Origin of the sequence: Streptomyces sp. NPDC093097 (genome assembly GCF_044754325.1) — a bacterium.
Classification (GTDB): Bacteria; Actinomycetota; Actinomycetes; order Streptomycetales; family Streptomycetaceae; genus Streptomyces.
Genome location: NZ_JBIVOW010000014.1, coordinates 46,426 through 63,135 on the forward strand (window position 1 = coordinate 46,426; position 16,710 = coordinate 63,135).

The 16,710-nt window shown below is 74.3% G+C and carries 16 protein-coding genes; 6 read left to right on the top strand and 10 right to left on the bottom strand.

The features are described 5' to 3' along the window. The first annotated feature begins 193 nt into the window (after positions 1-193). Together ACIQE0_RS23450 and ACIQE0_RS23455 are read left to right on the top strand one after the other, a co-directional pair. Positions 194-1,327 carry an aminoglycoside phosphotransferase family protein gene (locus tag ACIQE0_RS23450; protein WP_366334481.1) on the top strand — a complete coding sequence of 378 codons (1,134 nt, stop codon included), beginning with the start codon at positions 194-196 and terminating at the stop codon, positions 1,325-1,327. 324 nt (positions 1,328-1,651) lie between these two features. Next, a complete protein-coding gene (locus tag ACIQE0_RS23455; RefSeq protein ID WP_402335420.1) occupies positions 1,652-3,667 on the top strand; it encodes an N-acetylmuramoyl-L-alanine amidase in 2,016 nt (671 codons plus the stop codon). 120 nt (positions 3,668-3,787) lie between these two features. Here ACIQE0_RS23455 and ACIQE0_RS23460 read toward each other — a convergent pair whose 3' ends face one another. Together ACIQE0_RS23460 and ACIQE0_RS23465 are read right to left on the bottom strand one after the other, a co-directional pair. Further along, entirely contained in the window at positions 3,788-4,288 is a 501-nt protein-coding gene (locus tag ACIQE0_RS23460; protein WP_366334477.1) for a hypothetical protein, read from the bottom strand. 74 nt (positions 4,289-4,362) lie between these two features. Next, a complete protein-coding gene (locus ACIQE0_RS23465; RefSeq protein WP_402335424.1) occupies positions 4,363-4,977 on the bottom strand; it encodes an ABATE domain-containing protein in 615 nt (204 codons plus the stop codon). A 49-nt stretch (positions 4,978-5,026) separates the two neighbouring features. Here ACIQE0_RS23465 and ACIQE0_RS23470 point away from each other — a divergent pair, with 49 nt between their 5' ends. Both ACIQE0_RS23470 and ACIQE0_RS23475 read left to right on the top strand, forming a co-directional pair. Beyond that, a complete protein-coding gene (locus tag ACIQE0_RS23470) occupies positions 5,027-5,869 on the top strand; it encodes a maleylpyruvate isomerase family mycothiol-dependent enzyme (protein ID WP_402335427.1) in 843 nt (280 codons plus the stop codon). Further along, on the top strand, positions 5,866-6,600 hold the full coding sequence (locus ACIQE0_RS23475; protein ID WP_402335430.1) for a leucine-rich repeat domain-containing protein: 735 nt from the start codon (positions 5,866-5,868) through the stop codon (positions 6,598-6,600). The genes ACIQE0_RS23470 and ACIQE0_RS23475 overlap by 4 nt, the downstream gene beginning before the upstream one ends. A 71-nt stretch (positions 6,601-6,671) precedes the next feature. Here ACIQE0_RS23475 and ACIQE0_RS23480 read toward each other — a convergent pair whose 3' ends face one another. From ACIQE0_RS23480 to ACIQE0_RS23500, 5 genes are all read right to left on the bottom strand, one after another. Further along, positions 6,672-6,914 carry a DUF397 domain-containing protein gene (locus ACIQE0_RS23480; RefSeq protein WP_366334471.1) on the bottom strand — a complete coding sequence of 81 codons (243 nt, stop codon included), beginning with the start codon at positions 6,912-6,914 and terminating at the stop codon, positions 6,672-6,674. Positions 6,915-7,001: 87 nt separating this feature from the next. Further along, entirely contained in the window at positions 7,002-8,183 is a 1,182-nt protein-coding gene (locus ACIQE0_RS23485; protein ID WP_402335433.1) for a thiolase domain-containing protein, read from the bottom strand. Continuing rightward, complete coding sequence (locus ACIQE0_RS23490) at positions 8,180-9,229, bottom strand: thiolase domain-containing protein (RefSeq protein WP_402335436.1); 1,050 nt, start codon at positions 9,227-9,229, stop codon at positions 8,180-8,182. The genes ACIQE0_RS23485 and ACIQE0_RS23490 overlap by 4 nt, the downstream gene beginning before the upstream one ends. Continuing rightward, positions 9,229-10,230, bottom strand: coding sequence for a Zn-ribbon domain-containing OB-fold protein (locus ACIQE0_RS23495; protein ID WP_402335439.1), 1,002 nt, complete (start codon positions 10,228-10,230; stop codon positions 9,229-9,231). The genes ACIQE0_RS23490 and ACIQE0_RS23495 overlap by 1 nt, the downstream gene beginning before the upstream one ends. A 24-nt stretch (positions 10,231-10,254) precedes the next feature. After that, positions 10,255-11,100, bottom strand: coding sequence for a crotonase/enoyl-CoA hydratase family protein (locus ACIQE0_RS23500; protein WP_384101607.1), 846 nt, complete (start codon positions 11,098-11,100; stop codon positions 10,255-10,257). A gap of 163 nt (positions 11,101-11,263) precedes the next feature. On the opposite strand from ACIQE0_RS23500, the gene ACIQE0_RS23505 reads away from it, so the two are divergent. Continuing rightward, complete coding sequence (locus ACIQE0_RS23505) at positions 11,264-12,892, top strand: acyl-CoA synthetase (RefSeq protein WP_366334462.1); 1,629 nt, start codon at positions 11,264-11,266, stop codon at positions 12,890-12,892. 58 nt (positions 12,893-12,950) lie between these two features. Here ACIQE0_RS23505 and ACIQE0_RS23510 read toward each other — a convergent pair whose 3' ends face one another. Together ACIQE0_RS23510 and ACIQE0_RS23515 are read right to left on the bottom strand one after the other, a co-directional pair. Next, positions 12,951-13,622 (bottom strand): chorismate mutase, encoded by a 672-nt coding sequence (locus ACIQE0_RS23510; RefSeq protein ID WP_402335443.1) that lies wholly within the window; start codon positions 13,620-13,622, stop codon positions 12,951-12,953. A 97-nt stretch (positions 13,623-13,719) separates the two neighbouring features. After that, positions 13,720-14,418, bottom strand: a complete 699-nt coding sequence (locus ACIQE0_RS23515) for an alpha/beta fold hydrolase (protein ID WP_402335446.1) — start codon at positions 14,416-14,418, stop codon at positions 13,720-13,722. A 121-nt stretch (positions 14,419-14,539) separates the two neighbouring features. Between ACIQE0_RS23515 and paaK the strand changes: the two genes are divergently transcribed. Further along, on the top strand, positions 14,540-15,877 hold the full coding sequence (gene paaK / locus ACIQE0_RS23520; protein WP_402335757.1) for a phenylacetate--CoA ligase PaaK: 1,338 nt from the start codon (positions 14,540-14,542) through the stop codon (positions 15,875-15,877). A 2-nt stretch (positions 15,878-15,879) separates the two neighbouring features. Here the strand turns inward: paaK and ACIQE0_RS23525 are convergent, their stop codons facing one another. After that, positions 15,880-16,680, bottom strand: coding sequence for a VOC family protein (locus ACIQE0_RS23525; RefSeq protein WP_366334456.1), 801 nt, complete (start codon positions 16,678-16,680; stop codon positions 15,880-15,882). Positions 16,681-16,710 lie beyond the last annotated feature (30 nt).

Here is a 16,710-nt window from a genome sequence, read left to right on the forward strand (position 1 = left end):
GGTCTGCCACCCGCAGCCCCGTGTTCGGTAGATATGCAGCCCCCGGCCCGGTGGCGGGACCGCATTCCCCAGGGTGCGTGCCCTGCACGGGGACTCGAGGATCGGCCGCCTGTACGGGGCCCGTTCGCGGGTTTCCGCCGCCGGGCCGGGAGCGCACGCAACTCGTCGGCGCACGAAGGGACCTGTCTCACCCATGTATGCAGCATCGTCCGCCGTGACCGCCCCCACCCGGACGTACCGCCCGCACCCTGCCGGCAGCGGGCCGTACCTCGACCCCTCCCCCGCGGCGGGCGCGATGACGGGTCTGGCCGGCGGCCGGAACCGGCGGGCACAGGGGTTGGGCACCCAACCGGTCAGCGGCAGACTCGACTTGTCCGGCCCTCAGGGCGCCCAGCTGCGTGCTGCCGTCGCCTCGGTGCACCGCATCTGCCCGGAGTTCAACCCGGTCCAGGTGCTGCGCCGGGGCGGGAAGTCCGTACTGCTCCTGGGGACGACCGGCCGGATGAGCGCGGTCGCCAAGTGTTTACTGGACCACTCCCCCGCATGGGCCGAGAGCTTCCGGAGGGAAATAAGGGCATACCGCGCATTCGTCCGGCATCGTCCGCCGGTTCGGGTGCCGCGGCTGGTGGCGGCCGACCCCGACAACTGCACGTTGGTGGTCGAGCGCATGCCGGGCCGGGTGGCGGCCCTCGCCCGGCACCCCTCCGAGGCGCCGCCCCGGGCCGATGTGCGGGCCGCACTCGGCGCGATCTGCCGGCTCAACGCCTGGCGTCCGCAGCCCGGCCTCTTCGACGCCCCGCTGGACTACGCGGGCCGGATCGGGCGCTATCACGACCTGGGGCTGCTCACCGACCGGGATCTGGGCGACCTCCAGAAGCTGCTGCACGGCCTGGCGCACACCCAGGGCCAGTTCTGCCACGGCGACGCCCTGCTGAACAACGTCCTGCTCTCGCCGGCCGGCCCGGTGCTGCTGGACTGGGACAGCGCCGGCTGGTACCTGCCGGGCTACGACCTGGCGACGCTCTGGACGGTGCTCGGCGACGCCCCGGTGGCCCGCCGGCACATCAGCCAGCTCGCCCAGACGGCGGGCACCAGCGCGCGGGACGCCTTCCTGGTGAATCTGATGCTTGTGCTCACCCGCGAGATCCGGCGGTACGAGACCGCGGTGCAGCGGACCATGCGCGACCCCGCACCGGCCGCGGCCGAGACTCCCGGGCACACCGGGGTGCTGACGGCCGGTGAGGAGCAGCGGCTGCTGCTGCGCAGGCTGCACGACGACGTGCAGATGGCGCGGCGGGCGGTCCGGGCGGCGGTCGGCACGCGCTGACCACCGCCTTCGAAGGGAAATGCGTGAGCGGCGCGGCCCGGTGGGGCCGCGCCGCTCACGCATGCATTGGTCCATTCCACTGACGCCCCGCAGGTCCGGGGTCGGGGCCGGGAAGGCTCCTGGCGATGCTGCCCTGACGTGCACAATCCCCGGCGGGTGAGGCGTTTGACGGCGCGTCGGCACACCTATGGTCACGGCCGACCCCGGGCCTTAGTCTCGGGATCTCCCGCACGGCCGCGGCCTGGCCGATTCGTGCTCCACCGGGCAGGCCCTGGCACACCACCGTCGCACCGGCCCGGCCCGGGCCGGCCTGAGGAGGCTGTTTTGCGAGGATCCGCACCGGAAGACGCGTCGAGAACCCGGCATCGGGTGCTGCGCAGATCCGCCACCGCCGTCGCCGCGACGGCGCTGCTGCTGCCCCTGGTCTCGGCGGCCCCGTCAGCGGGCGCCGGAAAGCCCCCGTCCGGCGCCCTGCAACGGGCCTTCGACGCGGCCGCCGCGCGCTACCACGTCCCGCGCAGCGTGCTGCTCGGCGTCTCGTACCTGGAATCCCGCTGGGACGGCCACGCCGGGGCGCCCAGCGTCTCGGGGGGCTACGGGCCGATGCACCTGACCGACGCCCGGGCGGCCGTGGCGCGGACGGCGGAGTTCAGCGCGGACACCGAGGACGCGCGCGGGGACGCGGCCCGGCCGCTCCGGAGGCCCCCGCAGACACAGGCGCGGCAGGCGGTGCTGCCCGCCCAACTCCCGGCCCGGCTGCGGACGTTGCCGCGGGCCGCGCAGCTCACCGGGCTGCCGGCCGCGAAGCTGCGGACCGACCAGGCCGCGAACGTGCTCGGCGGCGCCGCGCTGCTGGCCGCCGCCCAGCGCGAGCTGGGGCTGCCGGCCAGCAGCGACCCGGCGCAGTGGTACGCGGCGGTGGCCCGCTACGGCAGCGGGGACGACGCGCGCAGCGGTGCGGCCTTCGCCCGGGACGTCTTCGACGTGATGCGGCAGGGGCAGGCCCGCACCACGGACGCGGGGCAGCAGGTCACCCTGGCCGCCGCGCCACGGCTGGCCGCCGACACCGCCCAGGCGCAGCGCCTCGGTGGCGCCACCGTGCAGCGCGCCGCCGCCCGCGGTTCCGGCGGGGCGCTGGAGTGCCCCTGGTCGGTGGCCTGCGAGTCCTGGCCGGCGCCGTACGAGCAGTACGACAACGGGGCCAACTACGGCAACCACGATCTGGCGGACCGACCCAAGGACCAGCGGATCGACACCATCGTGATCCACGACACCGAGGGGTCCTGGGAGACCACCCTGCGGCTGATCAAGGACCCCACGTATGTGTCCTGGCACTACACCGTCCGCTCCTCGGACGGGCTGATCGCCCAGCACGTGCCCACCAAGGACGTCGCGTGGCACGCGGGCAACTGGTACGTCAACGCGCACTCGATCGGCATCGAGCACGAGGGGTTCCTCGCCGCGCCGGACGCCTGGTACACGGAGGCGATGTACCGCACCTCGGCCCGGTTGGTGAAGTACCTGGCCGGGAAGTACGACATCCCGCTGGACCGGCAGCACATCCTGGGCCACGACAACGTGCCCGGCACCATCCCGTCGACGATCCCGGGGATGCACACCGACCCCGGCCCGTACTGGGACTGGGCGCACTACTTCAGGCTGCTGGGCCGCCCGTTCACCGCCACCGCGGGCCGGCACGGCGGTCTGGTCACCATCCGCCCGTCCTACGAGGGCAACCGGCCGGTCTACACCGACTGCGAGAAGCCAGGCCAGCCCTGTGCGGACCACGGTTCGACCGCGGTCCGGCTGCACACCGCGCCCAGTGAGGACGCGCCGCTGATCCAGGACATCGGGCTGCACCCGGGCGGTGCGGCGACCACGACCGGGGTGAACGACACCGGGGCGCGGGCCACGACCGGGCAGCAGTTCGCGGTGGCGGACCGGGCCGGCGACTGGACGGCGATCTGGTACCTGGGGCAGGAGGCGTGGTTCCACAACCCGCGCTCCCACCCGACGGCGGTCAACGCCAAGGGGCTGGTGGCCACGCCGAAGCCGGGCCGGACGGAGATCCCGGTCTACGGGCGGGCCTACCCGGAGCAGGACGCGTACCCCTCGCAGGTGCCGGTGCAGGCGGTGACCCCGCTGCCGTACAAGCTGCTCGCCGGCCAGGAGTACGCCGTCGGTGACCGCATGCGGTCGGACTACTTCTTCTCGCCGACCTTCGACGTGTCCAAGCACGCGGTGGTCCGCGGCCACGACGTCTACTACGAGATCCAGGTGGGCCACCGGGTCGGCTATGTGCGGGCGGCCGATGTGGACGTGCGGTCCTCGCAGGACTAGATCCGGTCGCCGGACATCCGTCCGGCACGCCGAGGGAACGCGCTCGCGCCCGGTGGGCGGCCATGAGGCCGTCCGCCGGGCGCGGGTCCGTGTGCCGCGGGCGCGGGTGCGCGCGCCGTGTCAGCCCTGCTGGAAGAGCTCCGCCGGCAGCGGCTTGAGCAGCGCGTAGAGGTCGTCGGTGATCGGGCGGTCCCAGCTGGCGATGGTCACCAGCACGCCGTCGCTGCGGTCGAACTGCACACAGGAGACGCGGCTCTCGGAGCACTTGATGCGCTTGACGATCAGGAGGTTGTCCTGGTGCATCACGGGGGTGTCCTCGGTCTCCACGACCGTCACCGGCTCGTCGTTGTCGAGCGCCGCGAGCAGCTGGGCCACCTCGAAGGGCACCTCGTCCTCCTCGACCTCGCGGGCGGGCGAGCCCTCCGGCAGATTGCCGATGATCATCGCCGGGCCGCGGCCGCCGAACAGGTCGTAGCGGAGGAACACGCCCTGGCAGCTCCCGTCGGGCGCGGGCAGCAGCCCGGCCCCGAGATTTCCGGGCCAGTCCCCGGGGTCCATGGCGAGTACGTCGAAGTCTGGACCGGCGGGCGTGGCTGCGCTGCGGCGACGGAGGAAGGACATGCCGCCATCGTACGTGTCCCGGCCTGCCCGGCCGCGCGGATGTCCGCCCCGCGCACGGGCGGCTGCGGGGGCGGTCAGCCGGCGCCGGGGCCGTCGCCCTCCCGGTGCCTTCGGTGGTGCCGGGCGACGCGGGCGCGGTTGCCGCAGGACGGTTTGCACCACTCCTGGCGGGCGTGCTCCTTGACGAAGTAGCGCACGCAGCGTGGGGCCGGGCAGGCGCGCAGCCGGTCGCGGTCCGGGCCGCCGAGGAAGGCGAGGGCGGCCCGGGCCAGTGCGGCGGTGAGCCGGTCGGCGGCGGGCGCGGCGGCGGTGGGGAGGTCGCGCAGCACAGGAAGCGTCTCGGGCTCCCAGGTGAGGTGGGGGGCGGTGGGGACGCGGGCCGCGGCCGCGTTGAGCCGGGCGAGCGCCTGGTCCTCGGGGAGCAGCCGGTGGGCGTCGGCGGGGCTGGGCGGGCCGGGGCGGACGGCGCGGGCGAACAGTGCGCGGACCGCGTCCCGCAGCTCGCGCACGGCGGTGAGCAGCGCCTCGTCGGCGGTGGGCGGGCCGTCCGCGGCGCAGTCCAGGGCGTCGGCCCGGTCGCGGATCCAGGCGGTGAGTCCGGTGGTGTCGGCCAGGTCGTCGGCGACGCCGCCGTGTCCGTCGTGGCGGATGGTGACGGCGAGGTCCAGGGCGAGCCGTGTTGCGTCCATGAGGCTAATGGTACGGTCACGCTCAACCATTAACACCCGAGGGGGAGGCATGACCGAACGTCGTCAACTCCTGCGCGACCTACCGGTGTTCGAGGGCGATCCGCCCGCCGTCGGCCCGGCGGAGACGCCCGACGATCCGGTGGAGCTGTCCACCGCGTGGCCGCTGCCGGGAGCGGCACCGGACGCCGACGCCGTACGGGAGGCGGTCGAGGCCGGACAGGCCCGGCTGCGCGCCCTGCTGCCCGGACTCACGGACACCGCGATCCGGGAGCCCAGCGCGCTGCCGGGCTGGTCCCGGGCCCATGTCCTCGCGCATATCGAGGGCATCGGCCTGGCGATGGCCCGCCAGGCCCGCTACGCCCTGCGCGGCGAGTCGATCGACCCGTACGACGGCGGGCGACCGGCCCGCGCCGCCGCCATCGAGGCGGGCGCCCGGCGCGATGCCGCGGCCCTGCGGGCGGCGGTGGCCCAGGCGCTGGCGGAGGCGTCCGCGGCCTGGGCGGCGGTCGGCCCGGACGACTGGTCCCGCCCGGTGCGCTACCGCGACGGCGCGCTGCGCGGCGCACTGCTGGCCTGGTGGCGGGAGTTGACGATCCACACCTCGGACGCCCGGCTCGGCCCCGGACCGCAGCAGTGGCCGCCGGAGCTGTGCCACCACCTCCTGGACCACCTGGCACCCCGCGCCCCCGAAGGCGTCCGGCTCGTCCTGGAACCGGTGGACGTGCCCGCAGCGGTGCGCCGGTACGGCCCGGCCGACGCCCCGGTGGTGACGGTGCGCGGTCCGCTCACCGCGCTCGCGGCCTGGCTGGCCGGCCGCACCCCGCACACCCGGCTCGGGTGCGAGCGCGCGGGGACCGCCGGCCCGCTGCCCGAGCTGGGGCCCTGGCCGTGACCGGGCAGGCCGCCGTCCGCCTCGACTACTGGCGGGACGGCCTGGGTTCGGTCCCGGACGAGGTGTGGGGGCGGCGGGACTGCGAGGTGCTGATCCTGGCCGACAACCGCCTCACCGCGATCCCGGCCGGACTCGGCCGCCTGCACCGGCTGCACACCCTCGACCTCGGCCACAACGCCCTCACCGCGCTCCCCGAGGACATCGGCGCACTGGCCGGGAGCCTGACCCGCTACCTCTACGTCCACGACAACCGCCTCACCGCCCTGCCGGACGCGCTCTGCCGGCTGGACCGGCTGGGCTACCTCAACGCCGGGGACAATCCGCTGGGGCGACTCCCGGCGGAGATCGGGGAGATGGCCGCGCTGGTCGAACTCCGGGTGCAGCGCTCCGAGTTGACGGAGCTACCGGCGTCGGCGGCAGGGCTGGGGCGACTCCGGGAGCTGTGGCTGGGCGGCAACGGGCTGACCGGGCTGCCGGACGGCGTCGCGCGGCTCGGCGCGCTGCGCGTCCTGGAACTGCGGGACAACGCGCTGCCGCACGTCCCCGGGGCGCTGCGCGGGCTCCCCCTGCTGCGGCGGCTGGACCTGCGCGGCAACCGGCTCGGCGAACTGCCGCACTGGATCGCCGAACTGCCGGCCCTGGAGAAGCTGGACCTGCGCTGGAACGCGGTGGACGACGCGGCGGCACCGGTCCGCGCCCTGCGGGAGCGGGGGTGCGTGGTGCTCACCTGACGCCCCGGCCCGCGCCGCGGCGGGGGCCGGGCCGGGCCGGCCCAGCTCAGCCCGGCCCGGCCCGGCCCGGCTCACGTCAGGTCGAACTCGCCCTCGCGGGCGCCGAGGACGAAGCCCCGCCACTCCGCGGGGGTGAAGATCAGCGCCGGGATGTCCGGACTGCGGCCGTTGCGCATCGCGATATAGCCCTCGACGAAGGCGATCTGGACATCTCCGCCCACACCCCGAGTGCTCGTCTGCCAGTCGGCGTTGGCCAGGTCGAGTTCGGGCCTGGGCCCGCCCGCGAGCCGCTGGTCGGTGATGCTGTCGGCCACGTAACCGCTCCTCCCGGTCGTCATCGGTGGCCAGGGTAACGACTGCGCACGGGGACGGACAGAGGACCTGCGGCGGACGGCGGGGCGTCAGGTGGCGGGGGCGTCGGCACCCACCAGCCACATCGAGAAGAACTGCGCACCGCCCCCGTACGCATGCCCCAACGCCCGCCGGGCGCCCTCGACTTGGTGCGCTCCGGCCCGGCCGCGGACCTGGAGGGCGGCCTCGGCGAAGCGGAGCATTCCGGAGGCGCCGATGGGGTTGGTGGAGAGCACCCCGCCGGAGGGGTTGACGGGCAGGTCGCCGTCGAGCGCGGTCACCCCGGACTCGGTGAGCCGCCAGCCCTCGCCCTCCTCGGCGAAGCCGAGGTTCTCCAGCCACATCGGCTCGTACCAGGAGAACGGGACGTACATCTCGACGGCGTCGATCTGGCGGCGCGGGTCGGTGATCCCGGCCTGGCGGTAGACGTCCGCGGCGCAGTCCTTGCCGGCCTGCGGGGAGACGAAGTCCTTGCCGGCGAAGAGGGTGGGCTCGCTGCGCATCGCCCCGCCGTGCACCCAGGCCGGCGGGTGCGGGGCGCGGGCGGCACCGGTCCGGTCGGTGAGGACCATGGCGCAGGCGCCGTCGGAGGAGGGGCAGGTCTCGGAGTAGCGGATCGGGTCCCAGAGCATCGGGGAGGACCGGACCTGCTCCAGGGTCAGGTCGTGCTCGTGGAGGTGGGCGTAGGGGTTCTTGAGGGCGTTGCGGCGGTCCTTGTAGGCGACCAGGGAGCCGGTGGTGACGGGGGCGCCGGAGCGGCGGATGTAGGCGCGCACATGCGGGGCGAAGAACCCGCCGGCGCCGGCCAGCAGCGGCTGCTGGAAGGGGATCGGCAGGGACAGGCCCCACATCGCGTTGGACTCGGACTGCTTCTCGAAGGCGAGGGTGAGGACCGTGCGGTGCACCCGGGCGGCGATGAGGTTGGCCGCGACCAGGGCGGTGGAGCCGCCGACCGAGCCGGCGGTGTGCACCCGGAGCATCGGCTTGCCGACCGCGCCGAGCGCGTCGGCGAGGTAGAGCTCCGGCATCATCACCCCCTCGAAGAAGTCGGGGGCCTTGCCGAGCACCACCGCGTCGATGTCGGCCCAGCCCAACTCGGCGTCTTCCAGCGCCCGTCGGGCGGCCTCGCGGACCAGCCCGGCGAGCGAGACGTCGCGCCGGGCGGCGACGTGCTGGGTCTGGCCGATGCCGACGACGGCCACCGGCTCCTTCGCGGTCGCTGCGCTGCTCATCGCTCCCCCTCCAGGACGGCGACCAGGTTCTGTTGCAGGCACGGCCCCGAGGTGGCGTGCGCCAGGGCGCGGTCCGCCTCGCCGCGCTGGACGGCGGCGGCCGCCGCGCCGAGGCGGATCAGTCCGGCGGCCATCATCGGGTTGGCGGCCAGGGCGCCGCCGGACGGGTTGACGCGGACCGTGCTGCCGGGCGCGTCCAGGCGCAACGCGCGGCGCAGCACGACCTCCTGGGAGGTGAACGGGGCGTGCAGTTCGGCGAGTTCGACGGGGGCGTCGAAGGCGCCGGCGCGTTCGGCGGCGAGCCGGGTGGAGGGCGAGTCGGTGAGGTCGCGGACGCCCAGGGCGTGCGTCTCGATGCGGTGGTCCAGGCCGCGGATCCAGGCCGGGCGGTCGGTCAGCCGGCGGGCGGTGTCGCCGGCGGCGAGGACGACGGCGGCGGCGCCGTCGACGACCGGCGGGCAGTCGCCGGTGCGCAGCGGCCCGACGACCTGTCGGCCGGGGCCGTCGTCCGGTCCGCGGCCCCGGCTGCGCGCGCCGATCGCGGCCAGTTCGCGGGCGTCGGTGAGCCCGGCGTCGAGCAGCGCTTGGGCCTGGAGGGCGGCGAGGGCCACGGAGTCGGGCCAGAGCGGGGCGAGGCAGTACGGGTCGAGTTGGCGGGTGAGGACCTCGCGGAGGTCGCCGGAGGAGGAGGTCCCGTACGCGTAGACCAGCGCGGTGTCGGCCTCACCGGTGAGGATCTTGACCCAGGCCTCGTAGAGCGCCCAGGCGCCGTCCATCTCCACATGGGACTCGGAGATCGGCGGCCAGGCGCCGACGCCGTCCAGCGCCATGGTGAACGAGAAGGCGCGTCCGGCGAGGTAGTCGGACGAGCCGGAGCACGTGAAACCGATGTCCCGGGCCTTAAGGTCGGCCTGTGCGAGGACGTCGTGCAACACCGGCATCAGCATCTCGACCTCGGACGTCCCGGTGCTGTCCGGGACGTGCGCGCTCTGTGCGAAGGCGACGATGGCGACCTCGCGAGCCGGTCCGCGCACGGGCTCGGACATCAGATCAGCTCCTTGTAGCCGTCGTAGTCGGCGTCGGGCTCGCCGGTGGGCCGGTAGTGGTCGGGGACGGGGGCACCTCCCGTGCCTTGAGGGCTATGGGGGAAGGCGCCCTCGGTCCAGACGGGCTCCACGCGCAGCCCCATCCGCACCTGGTCGTAGGGGATGCCGCCGATCCGGGCGTGCAGGGCGAGATCGGCGCCGTCCAGGGCGATATGGGCGTAGACGTAGGGCACGTCGATGTCGAGGTTGCGGGCCTTGATGTTGACGATGCAGAAGGTGGTGATGGTGCCGCGGGGGCCGACCTCGACCTGTTCGCCGGTGGCGACCCCGCAGGTGGGGCAGGCGCCCCGGGGCGGGACGTAGACCTTGCCGCAGGCCGGGCAGCGCTCGCCGAGGATGCGCCGCTCGGCGAGCGCCTGGAGGTAGCGGGACTGGGTGCGGCCGGGCGCGTAGGTGTAGTCGAGCCGGGCCGGGGCGGTGATACCGGTCACCGGGTCGGCGAACTCGCCACTGTGCGGGCGCACTTGGTGCGGTGCGGGCTCGCCGCCCGGTGGCGTCGGCTCCTCGTCCGCGGGCTCGAAGCAGGCGATGTCGGTGATGGCGCCGGTGCGTTCGGCGGCCCAGCGGATACGGACCCGCATGCCGGTGCGCACGGCGTCCGGGCCGGGCGCGTCCAGGGCGTGCAGCAGGGCGGTGTCGGCGCCGTCGAGCCGGACCAGGACCCAGGCGAAGGGGGTGGCCAGCGGCTGGCCGCGGCGCGCGGAGGGGTTCCAGGCCCAGGTGGTGACGGTGCCGGTCGGGGCAACCTCGACCAGGTCGCGGAGCTCCTCGGCGGTGACCGGGTCGTATTCCACAGGCGGCACCACCACCTTGCCGTCGCGGGCCCGGACCCCGAGGACGGTGCGTTCGCGCAGGCCGGTGAGGAAGGCACCGAGGACCGGGCCGAGCGAGCGGGTGAAGGGGAATTCGACGACGAGCGGCGCGGTGAGGACCTCTGGCATGGCGGACTCCTCGGTCGGGTGGGGTCAGGCGCGCCGGAAGACCGGTGGCCGCTTCTCGGCGAAGGCGCGGGAGCCCTCCTTGGCGTCCGCGGTGGCGAAGACCGGCCAGCCGCGGGCGAGTTCGGCGGCGAGCCCGTCGGTCTCGGTCATCTCGGCCGTCTCGTAGACGGACGCCTTGACCGCCTCGACGGCGAGCGGGCCGCAGGCGTTGATCCGCTCGGCGATCTCCAGGGCCTTCTCCAGCGCGGTGCCGTCGGGGACGACATGGCCGATCAGGCCGATCCTGGCGGCCTCGGGCGCCGGGTAGGGGCGGCCGGTGAGCAGCATCTCCAGGGCGTGGGTGCGGGGGATCTGGCGGGGCAGGCGGACGGTGGAGCCGCCGATGGGGAACAGGCCGCGCCGCACCTCGTAGAGCCCGAAGGTGGCGCCCTCGCCGGCGACCCGGATGTCGGTGCCCTGGAGGATCTCCGTACCGCCGGCGACGCAGTGGCCCTCGACGGCGGCGATGACCGGTTTGCGCGGGCGGTGGTGGCGCAGCATCGCCTTCCAGTGCAGATCGGGGTCGGCGCGCAGCCGTGCGCGGTATCCGTCGCCGGCCAGCCCGTCCCCGGCCAGCGCCTTGAGGTCCATACCGGCGCAGAAGGTGCCGCCGGCGCCGGTCAGCACGATCGAGCGGATGCCGTCGTCGGCGTCGGCGGCGAGCCAGCCGTCGTACAGGCCGACCAGCATCGGCAGGGAGAGCGCGTTCCTGGCCGCCGGCCGATCGAGGGTGAGCACCAGTGTCGCGCCGGTGCGCTCCACGGTGAGGTGTTCGGTCGCCGCGTCCTCCGGCCGAGCCGGTGCGGTCGTGGGGTGTTCGGTCCCGCCCATTCGGTCCTCCCGTCTCCCGACGCAGAACAGGGTGCAGGAGCCGCACGGCGAGTTCAAGGCTTTTCTGACGGTCAGTCAGTTTTCTTGGTGCGGAGCCTTCCCTGCGCTCCGCGTCGGCGCTCTAATGACCGCCGAGCCGACGCCCGCCCGGTCTGGAGGAGCCATGGAGTACAACCTCGCCGACCTCTTCGAGTCGATCGTCGACGCCGTCCCCGACCGCGAGGCGCTGGTGTCCTACGACCATCCGGGCACCGGCGCCGAGCGGCGGCTGACCTACGCGGAACTGGACCGCGCCGCCAACCGGCTGGCCCACCACCTCGCCGACCACGGCATCGGCCCCGGCGACCACGTCGGACTGCACCTCTACAACGGCGTCGCCTACCTCCAGTCCGTCTACGCCTGCCTGAAACTGCGCGCCGTACCGGTGAACGTCAACTACCGATACGTCGAGGAGGAGTTGGTCTACCTCTTCCGTGACGCCGACCTGGTGGCGCTGGTCTTCGACGCGGAGTTCACCGACCGGGTCGCCGGGGCGCTGCCGCGGACGCCGGCGCTGCGCCACCTGGTGCGGGTCGGCACAGCGCCCGACGGGGCCGCCGCACCGCGGATCGCGCCGGTGCCGCTGGCGGAGGCCGAGGCGGCCGGCTCCCCCGCGCGGGACTTCGCACCGCGCTCCGCCGACGACCGGATCATCGTCTACACCGGCGGCACCACCGGCATGCCCAAGGGGGTGGTGTGGCGCCACGAGGACCTCTTCTTCTCCGGGATGGGCGGCGGCGCCCCGACCGGCGAACCGGTGGCCCGCCCGGAGGAGTTGGCGCAGCGGGTCGCGGCCGGCGGCGAGGGCCTGGTCTTCTTCCCGACGCCCCCGCTGATGCACGGCACCTCGATGCTCACCGCGTTCATCGCCTTCCACTTCGGCCAGAAGGTCGTCGTGCACCGCAAGTTCACGCCGGAGGAGACGCTGCGCACCCTTGAGCGGGAGCGGGTCACCTGCGTCTCCCTGGTGGGCGACGCGATGCTGCGGCCACTGGTGGACGCGCTCACCGGCCCGCTCAAGGGGACCGACTGCTCATCCCTGTTCAGCGTCAGCAGCTCCGGGGCGGTCCTCTCCGACACCGTCCGCGCCCAGTTCCGCGCCCTGGTGCCGAACGCGCTGCTGCTGAACAACTTCGGCTCCTCGGAGTCCGGCTTCAACGGCACCGCCACCGACGACTCAGGCCCCGACCAGGGCTTCCGGCTGAACGTCAACTCCCGTACCGCGGTGCTCGATCCGGCCACCCGCCGCCCGGTCGCGGCCGGCGAGGTGGGCCGCCTCGCGCTGCGCGGACATGTGCCGCTCGGCTACCACAACGACCCGGCGAAGACCGCCGAGACGTTCTTCGAGGCGGACGGGGACCGCTGGGTGCTGCTCGGCGACATGGCCACCGTCGGCCCGGACGGCGTCGTCACGGTGCTGGGCCGGGGCTCGCAGTGCATCAACTCCGGCGGCGAGAAGATCTATCCGGAGGAGGTGGAGCAGGCCCTGAAGGCGCATCCGGCCGTCTACGACGTGCTGGTCGCCGGCGTCCCGGACGACCGCTGGGGCAGCCGGGTCGCCGCCGTCGTCCAACTCCGCCCGGACGCCGATCCGTTGGACCTGACCGGAATCCAGTCCCACTGCCGGACCCGGCTGGCCGGCTACAAGATCCCCCGCCAGGTCGTCTTCACCGACCGCATCCAGCGGTCGCCCAGCGGCAAGGCGGACTACCGCTGGGCCAAGGCGGTGGCCTCGGGCGAAGCGGAGGCATGAGCGGACGGACGGACCGATCCGGCCACCCGCGGCCCCGCCGGCCCCGGCCGTCCGCCGGTTATCCCCCGCAGACCGACCGCAGCGACCGGGCCAGCCCCGCCGCGTGCAGCAGGTCCAGATGCCGCTCCCGGCCCACCCGCAGCGCGGAGACCACCAGTCGCGGCCCGCAGCCCGGCGCCGTGCGGGCCTGCGGGGACACGGCGATGGCCCGGACCAGCTCCGTGTTGAGGCGGTTGATCTCCTGGCGGACCCGGGCGAGGTCCGGGCGGGTGGTGGGGGCGTGCGCGGGGTCCGCGTCCCAGCGGCGGTGCAGCCCGCGCTGGACGAGCTTGTTCGCCTCGATCTGGTCCCGGAAGATCCGCCTGGTCGCCTCCGGGTCGGCGCCCCACTGGCGGGCCTGCTCGGCCACCGCGTCCAGCACCTCGCGCTCCCGCGCCGGGTCGTCGATCGGGCTGCCGGTCCCCCACTTCGCCGCCGCCACCAGATCGGCGGTGGCCAGCCGCTCGGCCGAGAGCGCGGCCAAGGGGCGCAGCCGCCCGGCCGACGCGGAGACGGGAACGACCGGCGCTGAGACGGGAACGACCGGTGCGGACGCGGCGCCGGCCGGTACCGCGGCCGGCCGTACGGGCGCGGCGGCCGGCGCCGCTGCGGCGCTCCCGGCCCCGGCGAACAGCACCGCGGCGGCGGTCCCGGCGAGCAGCGTGCGGCGCATCGAGGTGGTCACCTGCACATCGAGCCTTTCTCGGAGCCGTGCCCCGCGGCACGAAGAGCGTCAATCCCCGCCGATACCCGTTGCGTTGACGGTGCGTCAGCGGTGTGCCCGCACCCTATCCGCAGCCCGCCAGGAAGGACGTCACGGCCGCCAGATACTCCCCCGGGCGCTCCTCGTGCACGAGGTGGCCGGCACCCTCGACGGCGACCAGGCGGGCGCCGGGGATGGCACCGGCCAGCTCGGCGAGATGATGCTGGGGGATATGGCTGGTGGGGCCGCCGGCGATCACGAGCGTGGGGGCGGTGATCGCGGGCAGGGCCGCGCGCCAGTGCGGGGCCGGGGCGTTCCGTTCGGCGACGACGGCGACCTTGGCCTGCCAGTCGAAGGCCGCGGGGCCGGGCGGCGGGGCCGGGACCTGCTGCGGCGGATCGGCGGGAACGGGCGGGGCGGGTTCCTCGACGATCAGGCGGGAGACCAGGTCCGGGCGGTGGGCGGCCAGCAGCAGGGCGGCGGTGCCGCCCAGGGAGTGGCCGATGAGCGTGACCGGGCCGAGGCCGAGCGCCTGGACAAAGCCGATCGCGTCGTCACGCCAGGACTCCAGGCCGTACTCCCCCGGCCAGTCGCTGTGGCCGTGACCGCGCTGGTCGAGCGCGAAGACCCGGTGCGTGGTGGCCAGCCGGCCGACCACGCCGCGCCAGTCCTCACCGTCCTCGCCGAGGCAGTGCAGCAGGACCGCGGGGGGCGCGTCCGCCTCGCCCCACACGCGGTACGCCAGCCGGACATCACCGATCCGCACCTTCCGTACGTCACCCATGCGCTCGACGCTACCCGCGGGCCGTCCGCGGCACGCCCCTTGACGTGTTCGCCGCGCGCTGATTACTTGGTTCCGCACGTAGCTACCGAATGATCGGTAGGGAGAAGGGGCGGTGAGATCCATGCCGGATGCGGCGACGGACAGCGGGGCGATCGACGGGGCCTGCGGGGCCGACTGGTGCGACGACGCGGAGCGGCTCTCGACGGACGCCCTGCACGCACTCCAACTCTCCCGGCTGCGCCGCACCTTGCAGCGCACCTACGACCACGTCCCCTTCTACCGCGCGGCCTTCGACCGGGCGGGCGTACACCCCGAGGACTGCCGCTCGCTCGCCGACCTGGCCCGTTTCCCGTTCACGGTCAAGGACGACCTGCGGGCGCACTACCCGTTCGGCATGTTCGCCGTGCCGAAGGAGCGGGTGCGGCGGCTGCACGCCTCCAGCGGCACCACCGGCCTGCCCACGGTCGTGGGCTACACCGAGCGGGACCTGTCGAACTGGGCCGATGTGGTGGCCCGTTCGATCCGCGCGGCGGGCGGGCGCCCGGGCCACACCGTCCATATCTCCTACGGATACGGGCTGTTCACCGGCGGGCTCGGTGCGCACTACGGCGCGGAGCGGCTCGGCTGCACGGTCGTCCCGGCCTCCGGCGGGATGACCGGCCGCCAGGTGCGGCTCATCCAGGACTTCAAGCCCGAGATCATCATGGTGACGCCGTCCTACATGCTCACCCTGCTCGACGAGTTCGAGCGCCAGGGCGTCGATCCCCGCTCCACCTCGCTGAAGGTGGGCATCTTCGGCGCGGAGCCCTGGACGCAGGAGATGCGCCGGGAGATCGAGGAGCGGTTCGCCATCGACGCGGTGGACATCTACGGGCTGTCGGAGGTGATGGGCCCCGGTGTGGCGCAGGAGTGCGTGGAGACCAAGGACGGACTGCACATCTGGGAGGACCACTTCTATCCGGAGGTGGTCGACCCGATCACCGGCGAGGTGCTGCCGGACGGTGAGCAGGGCGAGTTGGTCCTCACCTCCCTGACCAAGGAGGCCATGCCGGTCATCCGCTACCGCACCCGGGACCTGACCCGACTGCTGCCCGGCACCGCCCGCCCGGCCTTCCGCCGGATGGCGAAGATCACCGGACGCAGCGACGACCTGATCATCCTGCGCGGGGTCAACCTCTTCCCGGCGCAGATCGAGGAGATCGTGCTGCGCACCCCGGGCGTCGCCCCCCACTTCCAGCTGCGGCTGACCCGCGAGGGCCGGCTGGACAGGCTGACCGTCCGCGCCGAGGCCCGGCCGGACGCCACGGCCGAGGACCGCGCGGCCGCCGCCGACCGGATCGCCCGCGGCGTCAAGGACGGCATCGGCGTCACCGTCGCCGTCGAGATCGTCGATCCGGAGACGCTGGAGCGCTCGGTGGGGAAGTTCAAGCGCATCGTGGACGCCCGCCGGGACGGGTGACGTCAGGGCATCGTCGGGTCCCCCTTGATCACCGCGAAGGGGGCGCCCGCCGGGTCCGCCAGCATCGCCAGCCGGCCGATGCCCGGGGCGTCCATCGGCGCGATCAGGGGCGAGGCGCCGTGCTGCACGGCGGAGCGGTAGGCCGCGTCGACGTCGGTGACGCCGAAGTACGGGTGCCACTCCGACGTCGAGCCGGCGTCCAGATGCATCTGCTGGAGCTGGAGGATGCCGCCGTGCGCGGTGTCCTCGTCCTGCCCGGCGCCGGGGGCCGAGGCGATGCTGTAGACCAGGCCGCCGCCCATCGGCATGTCCCGGTAGCTCCACGAGAAGACCGCGCGGTAGAACTCCCGGGCGGCGGCCGCGTCGGTGGTGTAGAGCTCCGTCCAGCACAGGGCGTTGGGCTCCATCACCACGTCCAGGCCCGGGACGTCGCCCGGCTGCCAGACCGCGAAGTCGGCGCCCGTCGGGTCGGTGAACAGGGCGAGCCGGCCGTGGGTGAAGACGTCCATCGGCGTGGCCCGGACCCGGCCGCCGGCCTGCTCCACCGCCTTGGTCGTGGCGTCCGCGTCCGCGGTGTGGAAGTACGGCGTCCAGGCCGATCTCGCGCCTTCCTCCGTCAGCGGACCGACCGCGCCGACCGTCTTGCCGTCCAGCTGGAAGAAGCCGTAGCCGCCGCTGTCCGGACCGGCCGACTGGAAGGTCCAGCCGAACACCTCGGAGTAGAACGCGGCGGCGGCGTCGACGTCGGGCGCGCCGATGTCGAGCCAGTTCGGCGCGCCCGGGACGAAGTGGGTCGTGAGCATGCGGGACTCCGATCTCGCGGTGGTCAGTGC